Origin of the sequence: Bartonella sp. AA126HLJHH, assembly GCF_042197425.1 — a bacterium.
Classification (GTDB): Bacteria; Pseudomonadota; Alphaproteobacteria; order Rhizobiales; family Rhizobiaceae; genus Bartonella.
In genome coordinates, this window is record NZ_JBHIRU010000005.1 from 33,988 (window position 1) to 48,667 (window position 14,680).

The window sequence follows — 14,680 nt, forward strand, 5'->3', positions numbered from 1 at the left end:
AAAAAACATTTACACATGCGCTATGAATAAAGTAAATCCTAAAAATACGCCTCCTGTTGCTCCTAAAAAGGTTTTTATCAAAACCTATGGATGTCAAATGAACGTTTATGATAGCCAACGGATGACTGATAGCCTCAGTTCGCAAGGCTATGTGACAACACAAATTCCCAATGATGCCGATCTTATTCTTGTTAATACCTGTCATATTCGTGAAAAAGCAGCAGAAAAACTTTATTCTGATCTTGGTCGTTTGCGCGTTATGCGTCAAGAGCGCACACCTGATAAACCCCTGATGGTTGGTGTAACAGGTTGTGTTGCACAAGCTGAGGGAAGTGAAATCTTGCGCCGTGCTCCAACAGTGGATCTTGTTATTGGTCCGCAAATGTATCATCGCTTGCCAGAATTGTTAGAAAAAGCCAAACAAGGGAAAAAAATTATCGAAACAGACTATGCTGTTGAAGATAAATTTGCTCATTTGCCGCCCCATAATAAACATGCAGTAAGAAAACGAGGTGTTAGCGCATTTTTAACAGTACAGGAAGGTTGCGATAAATTTTGCACTTTTTGTGTTGTTCCTTACACACGCGGTGCTGAAATATCACGGTCTGTCGAGCAAATTACCGAGGAAGCCCTTCAACTCATCGAAGCGGGTGTCAAAGAAATTACGCTGCTTGGACAAAATGTCAATGGTTGGCATGGACAAAGTGCTGATGGCAAAACTTGGCGTCTTGGCGATCTTCTTTATCATCTCGCAAAACTCGATGGTTTAAAGCGTTTGCGTTACACAACCAGCCACCCACGTGATATGGATGATAGCCTTATTGCCGCGCATCGAGATCTTGATATGTTAATGCCTTACCTCCATCTTCCTGTTCAATCAGGTTCAGATCGCATCTTAAAAGCCATGAACCGACAACACAAAAGCTCTCATTATCTTCATCTTATCGAAAAAATTCGAACCGCACGGCCAGATATCGCCTTTTCAGGCGATTTTATTGTAGGGTTTCCAGGAGAAACAGATGAAGACTTTGAAGAAACCATTAAACTTATTCAACAAGTACAGTACAGTTCAGCTTATTCTTTTAAATATTCCCCCCGTCCTGGAACAGTGGGAGCCACAATGAAAAATCATGTTGATGAATCTGTAAAAGATGCCCGACTTCAACATTTGCAAGCCCTTCTCCTTGAGCAACAAAATGCGTTTTTGCGTTCTAAAGTTGATCAAAAAACGAACGTTCTCATCGAAAAACCTGGACGTCACTCAGGGCAAATGGTAGGGCGTTCCCCTTGGCTTTTACCTGTTGTTGTCGATACAGAAGCCTCTACAGGTAGCGTGATAGAAATTCATATTAAAAATGCAAGCTCAAACAGTTTTGTTGGTGAAGTGACAAATAGATAAACATGCCTCTAATACCTTGTTCAAAAATAAATATTTTGGAAAACTCTTTTATTTTAAAAGCAAATGATTACATCTAAAGCGTGCGCTTTTTGTAAAAATTGTCTTTTATAAAGTTTACTTAACAAAATGTGCAATATTTATGTAGATATGGAGAATAGGCTGAAAGCTTCAACCGAAAAAATAAAGCGTATTAAAGAAAAAGTAAATATGTCCCTTGAAAAGGCTGATACCTTGAAACAAACAAGCGCTTCAGATGTGAGCCAAGTTGTTTTGATTTTCGAAAATAATAAATATGCAAAAGCAGTTTTTGGTAAATTTGACGAAAATCTCGCTTATATCGAAAAAAAACTCGAACTTAGTATTCATCCGCGTGGTAATGAAGTCTTAATCCGTGGAAATATTTCTGTTATAAAACGTGCGCAATATGCATTGCAGCAGCTTTATGAACGTGCCAAAACACATCAAGAGCTCACTTTATCAGATATAAAAGGAGCGATTGCTATGGCAAATATACCAAAGAAGCAGGAAGAAGACACAATAACACACAAATCTGCAACGAAACGTATAGCAGCTCGGTTGAGTACCCATAAAAAAATAATTCATGCAAGAACTCCAACACAAGACGCTTACATAAGTGCTATGGAGCATACTGAACTTGTGTTTGGTGTAGGACCAGCAGGAACAGGAAAAACGTATCTTGCTGTTGCTCATGCTGCAATGCTTCTAGAACGTGGTATCATTGAGCGAATTATTCTCTCACGTCCAGCTGTTGAAGCTGGAGAACATCTTGGTTTTCTTCCCGGTGATCTCAAAGAAAAAGTCGACCCATATTTACGACCACTTTATGATGCTCTTTATGATATGATGCCCGCTGAAAAAATAGAACGCATTTTAGCCTCTGGTGTCATAGAAATTGCTCCTCTCGCCTTTATGCGCGGACGAACACTTGCCCATGCTGCTGTTATTCTTGATGAGGCACAAAATACTACGCCCATGCAAATGAAAATGTTCCTCACACGTCTTGGAGAAGGAACACGTATGATTGTTACCGGTGACGTAAGCCAAATTGATTTGCCTACAGGGCAAAAATCAGGTCTCATTGAAGCAATTCGCATTCTTTCAAATGTAGAAAATATTGCAATTGTGCATTTTGATGAAAAAGATGTTGTACGCCACCCACTTGTTGCTGCTATCGTTCGTGCTTATGATCGTGATTCCGAAATACAAAATAAAAAAAAATCATTCGCATGCGATGCATTAAAAAATGAATTTGATTCATCATGATTATTATTGATATAATGATTAAAAGCGCAGGGTGGAATGATGAGAAAATGCTTTATAATATCACTGAAAAAGCATTAATGGCAACTATGTATCATGTTTCATTGGAAAATGTTGTAAGCGAGATTAGCCTGCTTTTTACGGATGATGAACATATGGCACAAATCAATGCACAATGGCGCAACAAAAACAAATCTACTAATGTATTATCCTTTCCTGCTTTTCCACTTAAAGCTGGAAATCGACCTGGTCCCATGCTCGGTGATATTATTATTGCCCGAGAAACTGTTGTTTTCGAAGCAGAGAAAGAAGGAAAAACATTTCAAGACCATTTAATACATATGATTGTTCATGGTATCTTGCATCTGCTTGGTTATGACCATGAAACTGATGATGAAGCATATAAAATGGAAAAGCTCGAAAGAGAAATTCTTCAAAAGCTTTCCATAAAAGATCCTTACGCATAATTGTCTATCAATGATAAAATTTAACTTTTAAAATCAATATTACCAGCATACCATTTAAAGCCTCTTATTTATCTATTATAAAAAAGAAAGTCTAAAAGATTTCAAAACCATGGCAAACAAAATAAATGCACAAAATAATAATCAAGCATCTTCTAATAATGAAAAAGACCCCTCTCAGCAGACGAATCACACAGAAAAATATTCCCTGATGAATCATTTGTTTTCATTCTTACGGGGTCGAAATTGTGCATCTACGTCACTGCGCGATGATCTTACCGTTGCACTCACGACTAACAATGAAAAAGATACCGCCCTCTTCTCACCTGAAGAACGTACTATGCTGCATAACATTTTACGCTTACGTGAAGCACGCGTGGATGATGTTATGATACCTCGTTCTGAAATCGAAGCATTAGAAATAAACACCTCTCTTGGAGAAACCCTTAAATGTTTTGCAAAAATTGGTCATTCTCGTATCCCCGTTTATGCTGAAACTTTAGATGATCCGCGCGGCATGATCCATATCCGCGATATTCTTAATTACATCACTCGCTTTATTATCAACCCAACAAAAACCGAACAAAAATCCGATTTGCTTCAATTAAACCATACAGACTTGCATACTCCAATCGGTGAATTGGATTTGATCCGAACAGTTCTCTTTGTTCCCAGTTCTATGCTTGCAAGCAAATTATTAACACGGATGCAAACTACACGAACTCAAATGGCTTTAGTTATTGATGAACATGGAGGAACAGATGGTCTCGTTTCAATGGAAGATATTGTTGAGTTAGTCGTTGGAGATATCGAAGATGAACATGATAATGTCGAAAATGCTATCGTACGTGAACCAAATAATAAATGGCTCGTTGATGCAAGAACTGAACTAGAAGATGTGGAGAAAGCTCTTGGTCCTGATTTTATCGTAGGAGAATATGGTGATGAAGTTGATACTATTGGTGGTTTGATCGTCTCCATTCTTGATCGCATTCCTGCCAAAGGTGAAATTGTCGAAGCTGTACCTGGCTATAGATTTCGTATTTTAGAAGCTGATAAACGCCGGATCAAACGGTTGCGCATTTTTCGCATTCCCAAAAATGAAAATCTTGAAAACAATGCCATCCCTAAAGAATAGTCCAGCGTTTTTTAACAATTTCATCGTTTTTTTGTTCTCTGTTACAGGCTGGAAGCGCCAAGCATGGATATTTCTGTGTGGTGCTCTTACTTCTTTTGCACTTCCACCCTTTTATTTGACACCTCTTTGCTTTTTAACTTTCCCTCTCTTTATTGTTTTACTTGACTCAATACGGGCCACCAAAAACAATAAAAAACATTTTTTTACTTACGCTTTAAGCTGTGGAACCTTTGGTTTTAGTTATTTTATTTGCGGCCTTTGGTGGCTATGCAATGCTTTGTTAACAGATCCAGATTCTTTTGGTTGGGCAGTCCCATTAGCCATTTTATTCCCTCCACTCTACCTTTCTCTTTATTGGTTTTTTTCTGGTTTCATTGTCGGTTTATTATGGACAAAAGGAATAGCACGCTTTTTTGTTTTAGCCTTTGCATTAGGATTATCCGAGTGGTTGCGTGCGTTTTTATTCACAGGATTTCCATGGAATTCTCTTGGCTATACAGCCATGCCAACCCCAATGTTCATGCAATCTGATGCAATCGTAGGACTTTACGGAATGAATATTCTTGCTGTCTTAGCCTACAGTTTGCCAACTGTTTTATTAACGGATGAAAAAAAGAAAGTGGCACTTTCTCTTTGCTTATCACTTATATTCATTCACTGTGGTTTTGGGTTTTATCGTCTTCATACTATAGAAAACACAACTGAAGATCAAAAAAGTGCTTATTGGGTGCGCATTGTTCAACCGTCCATCCAACAAAATATAAAATTGCGTGATAATACACGAGAATCTATGTTGGAAGCACATATGAAGCTAAGTGCAACGCCAACAACCGATCAAAATTCAGAACCCGATTTTATCGTATGGCCTGAAGCTTCCGTTCCTTACCTTCTCTATGATAATTCATCTATCACAATGCGCATTGCCTCTCTTTTAAAACCTAAACAATGGGCTATTGTTGGAGCAATACGCGCCAGCAATGATCTACCTCATTCCCAAACACAATATTTTAATACAATTGCAGTCATTAATGCTCAAGGTAATATTTTAAATACTTCCGATAAACTTCATTTGGTTCCTTTTGGTGAGTATCTTCCTTATCAGAGTTTATTGAAAAAAATTGGATTGCGTACCCTTGCTGATAATATTGGTGGATATAGTGCTGCAAGTGTGCGCAAAATTGTTACAATGCCAAACGGATTTTCTTATCTACCCTTGATTTGTTATGAAGCAATATTTCCCCATGAAATGACTTTCAAAGGCTCCCCGCCTCAAGCAATTATTAATATTACAAATGATGCATGGTTTGGTGTAACACCTGGACCCTATCAACATCTTCAACAAGCACAGCTTCGTGCCGTTGAACTGGGAATCCCCCTCATACGGGCCGCCAATAATGGCATATCAGCTGTTATTGATTCTTATGGACGAATCGTTGTAGCTCTTCGACAAAATGCTGTGGGCATTATTGATTCACAAGTTCCATCATCCATTACCCCTATAGGAAGCAATGAATACAGAACTTTCTCTACTTTTATCTTATTCATCCTTATGCTATTGTGTCGTATTGGTTTTGGTTTTACAAAACAGCTTAAATGATTCAAGTGCCCTTTGTACGGTATTGTGTTGCGTGTACCAGTGATATTGGGAAAAAATATTACATATTGTTTTAATTATATGATAAATCAACTGCGCATAAATATGATGTTGGTTTAGAAGAAAAATGCTGGAAATAAAGAGTTGCATTATGACCGAAACTAGAAAAAAACCTGACCCTATAGATATCTATGTTGGAACTCGTATCCGTTTACGTCGTAATATTTTAGGACTCACTCAAGAGAAACTAGGTGAAAAATTAGGAATTACTTTTCAGCAAATCCAAAAATATGAAAAAGGAACAAACCGTATTGGTGCCAGCCGTCTTCAAGCGATAGCGGAAATTATGGATGTTCCTGTTTCTTACTTTTTTGATAAAGGTATTACCTCCCAACAAGTAGAGGGTTTTGCTGAAAGTGAACACAATTTTATAGACTTTTGTTCTAGCAGCGAAGGGATTCAGCTCATGCGCGCTTTTACAAATATATCTGATGCTAAAGTGCGTCGAAAAATTATTGACTTGGCAAAAGCACTTTCTGAGGAAGATTTGACAAATAAGTTATAAATTAAAATTATATCTTTTCTCTTTTATTCATATACATTTGCATTGACTATTTGCTGTAGAATTAGCAAATGGTGACGGCTTTAGTAAGCAATTGATTAAATCGTTGGTTTTCTTTTTTGAAGGAGTTCCTATGCCGCATCAAGATTATCTTTTTACGAGCGAATCGGTATCGGAAGGACATCCTGATAAAATTTGTGATCGTATTTCCGATGAAATCGTTGATATGATCTATAAAGAAGCTGAAAAGACTGGCACTGATCCATGGTTAGTACGCGTTGCCTGTGAAACTCTCGTCAGTGTCAACCGTGTTGTTATCGCTGGTGAAGTACGTGTTCCCGATACGCTATTAAAAAAAGATAAAAATAAAGAATTCATCTATGATGAAACTAGCTTTCCACTCATTAATCCTACACGTTTTCGTACAGCAGCGCGCCGTGCTATTCGTACCATTGGCTATGAACAAGCAGGCTTCCATTGGAAAACTGTTAAAATTGATGTTCTTTTGCGCCCACAATCAGCTGATATAGCAAGAGGGGTTGATAATGCTACGGATCGGCATGGTGAAGAAGGAGCGGGTGATCAAGGTATCATGTTTGGATATGCTTGCCGTGAAACACCTGATCTCATGCCTGCGCCAATTTATTATGCGCATAAAATTCTCAAACTTCTTGCCGCAGCTCGTCATAAAGGAGAGGGAGAAACTGGAAAATTAGGACCAGATGCTAAAAGCCAAATAACCATACGTTATAAAAATGGAAAACCAATAGAGGTCACATCCATTGTTCTTTCAACGCAGCATCTTGATGAAAGCTGGGATTCGAATAAAGTACGTACAGTGGTTGAGCCTTACATTCGCCAAGCTTTACATGACATTCCCATTGCAGCTCAATGCAGTTGGTATATTAACCCAACAGGAAAATTTGTCATTGGAGGCCCTCAAAGCGATGCCGGATTAACGGGACGCAAAATTATTGTGGATACTTATGGAGGTGCAGCACCCCATGGAGGCGGTGCTTTTTCAGGAAAAGATACAACAAAAGTTGATCGTTCTGCTGCCTATGCGGCACGCTATCTGGCTAAGAATATTGTTGCTGCTCATTTAGCAGAAAGATGCACCATTCAACTCTCCTATGCAATTGGTATTGCACAACCTTTATCTATTTATCTTAATCTTCATGGAACAGGAAAAGTCGATGAAAAGGTTATTGAAGAAGCCATCCGCAAAATAATGGACCTTTCACCTACCGGCATTCGAAAACATCTTGACCTCAATAAACCTATTTATGCGAAAACAGCTGCCTATGGTCACTTTGGTCGTAAACCAAAACACGATGGTTCGTTTTCATGGGAAAAAACTGATCTCGTGAAAACGCTTCAAACAATGATCCAAATCCCATGATTAAACATAATATACGTAAGAGTGAAGCATTTTTTGGACGCCGACAAGGAAAACAACTTCGAGACAGTCAGCTTACACGTATACAAATGCTTCTCCCCAGTTTGAATATTGATTTAAATGTCCCTCCTCCCTTAAACCTTACATCCTTATTTTCAAGCAAAGTAAGAGAAATTCGACTTGAAATCGGTTTTGGTGGAGGTGAACATTTACTTCATGAAATGGAATATTTTCCAAAAACCGGTTTTATCGGCGTCGAGCCCTTTATCAATGGCATGGCAAAAATATTATCGTCTCTTGAACAGCATCAAAACCATCAAAATCGTCTTCGCCTCTATAATGATGATGCTACACGCCTTCTTGATTGGCTCCCTGATAACTCGCTTGATGGAATAGACCTCTTCTATCCTGATCCTTGGCCGAAAAAGAAACACTGGAAACGACGCTTCATCAACATAAAAAATCTTAACCGTTTTGCTCGTGTTCTTAAAATAGGGAAATTTTTGCGCTTTGCTAGCGATATAGACAGTTATGTAAACTGGACTTTGTACCATTGTGCACAACATGATCACTTTGAATGGAAAGCAGAAAGCCCTCAAGACTGGAAACTCCCTTATCCACTATGGAGCGGAACCCGCTATGAAGCAAAAGCTTTACGCGAAGGACGAACGCCTGCCTATCTTACCTTTATCAAGAAATAAATGATCAAGCGCTTTTCTCATAAACAACTTGAAAAATTTTGAATTTAAGAGTATCAATAGTTAAATTCTTGGTCTTATGATGAAGAGTGGGCCGTTGGACCCGCTCTTTTTTAATATCATAAAACTGATGAAACTAACTTGGATAAAATGTATGAACGAAGCTGAAAAAATAAGCAATCTTGACGAACCGCGCCTATTTGAAGAAGATGGTATCGAAGCACAGGTTGCTGCTCTTGTCATACCACTACTTAAACCTTTAGGTTTTCGTTTGGTTCGTGTGAAACTTCTTGGTCAAAATGGTTTAACACTTCAAATTATGGTTGAGCGTGCCGATGGTTCTATGACCATAGAAGATTGTGAAACTGTTAGTCGAACAGTTTCTCCCCTCCTTGATGTACAAAATGTTATTGAACGCAAATATCATTTAGAAATCTCATCACCTGGAATTGATCGTCCATTGGTAAGAAAATCTGATTTTTTTCATTGGCAAGGGCATCTTGCAAAAATTGAAACCAAAATAACAATTGATGGGCGCCGAAAATTTCGTGGGACACTTACAAATATCACGCAAGATGGATTTATTTTAAACACTGATAAAGCTGCTTATGGAGAAGCCATGTATACCCCTATTTCCTTTTGTGATATCATAAATGCGCATTTAGTGCTTACCGATGAGCTTATTCGCGATGCATTGAAACAAAATAAAGATTTAAGTCAACAATTCATTGCCGAAGAGAACGCTAACGACTCTATACAGACGCTCAATTTCAAAAAATAATATCACTGGGAAATACCCATCGTGTGGCACAAAGAAGGAGAAAATTGATGGCTACAAGCGCTAACAGGCTTGAGATTCTGCAAATTGCAGATGCTGTTGCACGTGAAAAGTCAATCGACCGTGAAATTGTCATTTCTGCGATGGCTGATGCTATTCAAAAAGCAGCACGTTCTCGTTATGGTCAAGAAACCAATATTCGTGCTGAAATCAATTCTAAAACAGGTGAAATTAAATTACAGCGCCTGCTTAAAATCGTTGATGTCGTTGAAGACTATACAACGGAAATTACTTTGTCTGATGCTCTCAAACGTCAAGCAGAAGCAAAAATTGGTGATTTTTTTGCTGATCTTTTACCTCCTATGGATTTTGGACGTATCGCAGCACAATCTGCTAAACAGGTTATTGTACAAAAAGTACGCGATGCAGAGCGCGATCAGCAATATGAAGAATTCAAAAATAAAGTTGGTGAAATTATTTCTGGTACAGTTAAGCGTGTGGAATATGGTAACGTCATCGTTGATCTAGGGCGCGGTGAAGCTATTGTTCGCCGTGATGAATTAATTCCTCGTGAATCATTCCGCTATGGAGATCGCATTCGTGCTTTTGTCAATGATGTACACCGTGAAACGCGTGGTCCGCAAATTTTCCTTTCACGCACACATCCCCAATTTATGGTAAAACTTTTCACTATGGAAGTACCAGAAATTTATGATGGTATTATAGAAATCAAATCTGTTGCTCGTGATCCAGGTTCACGGGCTAAAATCGCCGTTGTTTCACGTGATGGTTCCATTGATCCTGTTGGAGCGTGCGTTGGAATGCGAGGAAGTCGTGTACAAGCTGTTGTTGCTGAATTACAAGGCGAAAAAATTGATATTATTCCTTGGTCGCCTGATGCGGCAACATTTGTCGTTAATGCACTGCAACCTGCTGAAGTTTCTAAAATCATCCTTGATGAAGATGCTGAACGGATTGAAGTTATTGTGCCAGATGATCAACTTAGCCTTGCTATTGGACGACGTGGGCAAAATGTTCGCTTGGCTTCGCAACTAACAGGATGGAACATTGATATTTTAACGGAAAAGGAAGAATCTGAAAATCGTCAAAAAGAATTTACTGAACGGAGTAAATTGTTTATGGAAGCCTTAGAGGTTGACGAAATGATCGGACAGGTTATGGCATCAGAGGGTTTTTCTTCTATTGAAGAAATCGCCTATATTGATCTTGAAGAAATCGCTTCTATTGATGGTTTTGACCATGATACCGCCGCTGAAATCCAAAGTCGTGCCCGCGAATATCTTGATCATCAAGAAAAAGAACTTGATGAAAAACGCAAAAAGCTTGGAGTTTCTGACGAATTGCGAACACTTCCTGGAATGACAAGTGCTATGTTGGTTGCTGTAGGTGAAGATGGTGTAAAAACAATAGAAGACTTTGCTGGCTATGCCGTTGATGATTTAGCTGGTTGGAGAGAACGTAAAGAAGGTCAAACACAGAATTTTTCTGGTATTTTAACCCCTTTTGACATTACACGCGCAGATGCAGAAGCTATGGTTTTAGCCGCACGTGTACAAGCAGGCTGGATAGACCAAGCTGATCTTGTTACAGAAAGTCCTGTAGAAGATGAAAATTCTGCAGAAAATGAAAAAACAGATGATTTGGATGTGGATACACTTTAAATGAACGAACGGACTTGCATTGTGACCCGAAAAAATGCTTCAGCACAAACGCTGATCCGTTTTGTTATTGGTCCCAATAACCAAATTGTTCCTGATCTTAAAGCGAATTTACCAGGGCGTGGCGTTTGGATTTCTGCCCATCACGCTGTTATTGAGAAAGCAATCAAACAGAAAGCTTTTCATAGAAATTTTAAAACAGATGTTGAGGTTGCACCAAATCTTGTGCATATTGTTGATACGCTTTTACTAAAAGCCGCTCTTTCAAGCCTTTCCATGGCACGAAAAGCGGGAGCAATTGTTATGGGAGCAACAAAGGTTGACGCTGCTATCCGCTCTGGTAAAGTTATTCTTGTACTTCATGCTAAAGAAGCAACAGAAGATGGGAAACGAAAAATTGCACAGGCCATCCATTCAATACAACAACAAACAAATCGGACTATAAAAACCATATCTTTATTTACAAGTGATGAAATGCGAGTGGCTTTTGGCTCTAATCCTGTAATGCACGCGGCCTTACTGGACACAAAAGCTGCTGAAGGATTTCTCAAAACAACATGTAAATTGATCAGCTATCGTGACGACAAGCATAGTAAGTCTAGTGAGATGACGGCACAAGCCGTGAAGGAAGTACAATGAGTGAAAATAACAACGACAAAACAACCGTCAAGAAGACACTAACTCTCAAGAGGTCTGTCTTGGAAACGAGCACGGTTAAACAAAATTTTAGTCATGGCCGTACGAAGGCTGTCGTTGTCGAAACCAAACGGCGTAAAATTACGCGACCTGATGAAAAAGCTGAAACCCTACAGCCCATTACAAAGCCGCATGTGGCCCCCCAGCGTTCTAAACCGCGTTTTGAGGGGAAAAAGCCTCAAGAATCTGTGACCAAAAGCAATCTTTCATCAACTGAAATGGAAGCGAGACTTCGCGCGTTAGAAGAAGCACATATCCAAGAAAAAATAACGCGAGAACAAGCCGAAGAAGAAGCAAGACGCGCTAAAGAGCGTGAAGAAATTTTACAGCAAGAAATTAAAGAAAAAGAAATACATCTCCAACAAGAAGAAGAAATATTGCCAGTACAGACTCCACCTGTTCCCCCTCTCATTGAACAGACAGATATTCCTATTGCGCCTAAACACACAACCGTGGTTGAAAAACGCAAAATAGATGACAATAAAGAGGAAGAACGGCATAGTCGACGTGCTAATCCTGCTAAGTCAGAAATACGTGTACCAAAAGTTGTCAAAGGAGCTGATGAGCGGAGACGTGGAAAGCTAACTCTGAATAGTGCACTGGATGAAGAAGGAACCGCACGTGGGCGCTCAATGGCTGCAATGCGGCGTAGACAGGAAAAGTTTAAGCGTGCACAAAATCAAGAACCAAGAGAAAAAATTTCTCGCGAAGTTGTTCTTCCTGAAACGATTACCATTCAAGAGCTTGCACAACGTATGACTGAGCGTTCTGTTGATGTGATTAAATTCTTGATGAAACAAGGACAAATGATGAAACCTGGCGATGTTATTGATGCAGATGTTGCCGAACTCATCGCTGTTGAATTTGGCCATACTGTTAAACGTGTTTTAGAATCTGACGTAGAAGAAGGTATTTTTAATATAATAGATAATCCTCAAAACATGCAGCAGCGCGCCCCTGTTGTAACCATTATGGGCCATGTTGACCACGGAAAAACTTCTCTTTTGGATGCTATTCGTAAAGCAAATGTTGTTTCTGGCGAAGCAGGAGGTATTACGCAGCATATTGGTGCCTATCAAGTAGAACAAAACGGTCAAAAAATTACCTTTATTGATACACCAGGTCATGCTGCATTTACCGCTATGCGTGCACGCGGAGCTCGTGTTACTGATATTGCTGTTCTCGTTGTAGCCGCTGATGATAGTGTTATGCCTCAAACGATTGAATCAATCAATCATGCGAAAGCTGCTGGTGTACCTATCATTGTTGCTATCAACAAAATTGATAAACCAGCTGCGAATGCACAAAAAGTGCGTACAGAACTTCTACAACATGAAGTGTTTGTTGAAACTATGGGCGGAGAAACTTTGGACGTTGAAGTTTCTGCTAAAACTGGTCAAAATCTTGATAAACTTCTCGAAGCTATCCTTCTTCAAGCTGAAATGCTTGATCTGAAAGCAGATCCTCAACGAACTGCAGAGGGCGTTATCATTGAAGCCAAATTGGATCGCGGACGTGGGTCTGTTGCAACAGTTCTTGTTCAAAAAGGTACATTACACCCTTCTGATATTATAGTTGCTGGAAATGAATGGGGTCGTGTACGTGCTTTGATTGACGACCATGGCCGCCATGTCAAAGAGGCCGTTCCCTCTACACCAATTGAAATTTTAGGCATGCAAGGAACACCACAAGCCGGAGATCGTTTTGCTGTTGTCACACATGAAGCAAAAGCGCGTGAAATTTCTGAATATCGGCAACGATTAGCACGTGATAAAGCTGTTGCGCGGCAAACTGGTTCGCGTGGTTCTCTTGAACAGATGATGACAAAATTGCAAACGACTGGTGTTAAGGATTTTTCTCTTATTATAAAAGGAGATGTTCAAGGATCAATTGAAGCAATCGCTTCAGCATTGGAAAAACTCGGAAATGACGAGGTTCGTGCGCGTATTGTACATTCTGGTGCTGGAGGAATTACCGAAAGTGATATTTCTCTTGCAGAAGCTTCTAACTCTGCTGTAATTGGCTTTAATGTTCGAGCCAATAAGCAGGCACGTGATTTTGCTAAAACACAAGGAATTGAAATTCGTTATTACAACATCATTTATGATCTTGTTGACGATATCAAGGCTGCTATGTCTGGATTACTCTCACCAGAACAGCGTGAAACTTTCCTTGGTAATGCTGAAATTCTAGAAGTCTTTAACATTACAAAAATTGGAAAAGTTGCAGGATGTCGTGTTACAGAAGGTAAAATAGAACGAGGAGCCGGTGTTCGCCTTATCCGCGATAATATCGTTATTCACGAAGGAAAGCTGAAAACACTCAAACGCTTTAAGGATGAAGTCAATGAAGTGCAAAGTGGTCAAGAATGTGGGATAGCCTTTGAAAATTATGAAGACATGCGTGCAGGAGACATCATTGAAACCTTCCGTATCGAACATATTAATCGCACATTATAAAATAATCCAATAACTTTACTCTGTTGTGAAATGAGAAAAGTTATTAGGTTTTATACACAATATCTCTTTTTCCTTATCTAAATGGTCAAAAAAGAGATCTTGTAGCAAGGATAAAACTTTGATGAAAAATGCAGGGACATCACAACGGCAACTTAGAGTAGCAGAGCAAGTACGTCATGCAATAGCGCATATATTACAGCGTGATATTTTGCTTGATGATATCTTAAAAGATATTGTTATTTCTGTCTCTGAAGTACGCATGTCACCAGATTTAAAAATTGCTACTTGCTTTGTATCACCTCTCAGCACTCTTAAAAATGCTTCTCATACCGATGTTGTTGATACCCTCAATAAACATAGTCGTTTTCTCCGTGGAGAAATCAGTCATGCGTTGCGACAAATGAAATATATGCCAGAACTGCGTTTCCGACTTGATAATAGTTTTGATAATTTTTCAAAAATTGATGCCCTCCTTCGCTCGCCTGAGGTTGCGCGCGATCTTCACCATAGTGATACAGATGAGGATTAAAGAT

13 protein-coding genes are annotated in these 14,680 nt (G+C 39.2%); all 13 read left to right on the forward strand.

Features of this window, described 5'->3' with window-relative positions:
- The first annotated feature begins 22 nt into the window (after positions 1–22).
- The 13 genes from miaB to rbfA all read left to right on the forward strand — a co-directional run bounded on the left by miaB (position 23) and on the right by rbfA (position 14,676).
- Positions 23–1,399, forward strand: coding sequence for a tRNA (N6-isopentenyl adenosine(37)-C2)-methylthiotransferase MiaB (gene miaB, locus ACFIQC_RS03930; protein ID WP_375706769.1), 1,377 nt, complete (start codon positions 23–25; stop codon positions 1,397–1,399).
- A gap of 159 nt (positions 1,400–1,558) precedes the next feature.
- Positions 1,559–2,683: a PhoH family protein gene (locus ACFIQC_RS03935; protein WP_375706786.1), complete on the forward strand. Its 1,125-nt coding sequence runs from the start codon at positions 1,559–1,561 to the stop codon at positions 2,681–2,683.
- Positions 2,680–3,147 (forward strand): rRNA maturation RNase YbeY, encoded by a 468-nt coding sequence (gene ybeY, locus ACFIQC_RS03940; RefSeq protein WP_375621197.1) that lies wholly within the window; start codon positions 2,680–2,682, stop codon positions 3,145–3,147. Before ACFIQC_RS03935 ends, ybeY begins: the two co-directional genes overlap by 4 nt.
- A 109-nt stretch (positions 3,148–3,256) precedes the next feature.
- Positions 3,257–4,282 carry a hemolysin family protein gene (locus ACFIQC_RS03945; protein WP_375706770.1) on the forward strand — a complete coding sequence of 342 codons (1,026 nt, stop codon included), beginning with the start codon at positions 3,257–3,259 and terminating at the stop codon, positions 4,280–4,282.
- On the forward strand, positions 4,245–5,879 hold the full coding sequence (gene lnt, locus ACFIQC_RS03950; RefSeq protein ID WP_375706771.1) for an apolipoprotein N-acyltransferase: 1,635 nt from the start codon (positions 4,245–4,247) through the stop codon (positions 5,877–5,879). The genes ACFIQC_RS03945 and lnt overlap by 38 nt, the downstream gene beginning before the upstream one ends.
- 148 nt (positions 5,880–6,027) lie before the next feature.
- Positions 6,028–6,441, forward strand: a complete 414-nt coding sequence (locus ACFIQC_RS03955) for a helix-turn-helix domain-containing protein (RefSeq protein WP_375611810.1) — start codon at positions 6,028–6,030, stop codon at positions 6,439–6,441.
- Positions 6,442–6,571: 130 nt separating this feature from the next.
- Positions 6,572–7,840, forward strand: a complete 1,269-nt coding sequence (gene metK / locus ACFIQC_RS03960) for a methionine adenosyltransferase (RefSeq protein WP_375613312.1) — start codon at positions 6,572–6,574, stop codon at positions 7,838–7,840.
- Positions 7,837–8,538 (forward strand): tRNA (guanine(46)-N(7))-methyltransferase TrmB, encoded by a 702-nt coding sequence (locus ACFIQC_RS03965; protein WP_375611812.1) that lies wholly within the window; start codon positions 7,837–7,839, stop codon positions 8,536–8,538. Before metK ends, ACFIQC_RS03965 begins: the two co-directional genes overlap by 4 nt.
- A 127-nt stretch (positions 8,539–8,665) precedes the next feature.
- Entirely contained in the window at positions 8,666–9,316 is a 651-nt protein-coding gene (gene rimP / locus ACFIQC_RS03970; protein WP_375630010.1) for a ribosome maturation factor RimP, read from the forward strand.
- A gap of 47 nt (positions 9,317–9,363) precedes the next feature.
- A complete protein-coding gene (gene nusA / locus ACFIQC_RS03975; RefSeq protein ID WP_375639482.1) occupies positions 9,364–10,995 on the forward strand; it encodes a transcription termination factor NusA in 1,632 nt (543 codons plus the stop codon).
- Entirely contained in the window at positions 10,996–11,631 is a 636-nt protein-coding gene (locus ACFIQC_RS03980) for an RNA-binding protein (protein WP_375630008.1), read from the forward strand.
- Positions 11,628–14,147, forward strand: a complete 2,520-nt coding sequence (infB, locus tag ACFIQC_RS03985; RefSeq protein WP_375630007.1) for a translation initiation factor IF-2 — start codon at positions 11,628–11,630, stop codon at positions 14,145–14,147. The genes ACFIQC_RS03980 and infB overlap by 4 nt, the downstream gene beginning before the upstream one ends.
- Positions 14,148–14,268: 121 nt before the next feature.
- Positions 14,269–14,676 (forward strand): 30S ribosome-binding factor RbfA, encoded by a 408-nt coding sequence (rbfA, locus tag ACFIQC_RS03990; RefSeq protein WP_375639986.1) that lies wholly within the window; start codon positions 14,269–14,271, stop codon positions 14,674–14,676.
- Positions 14,677–14,680: the final 4 nt, after the last annotated feature.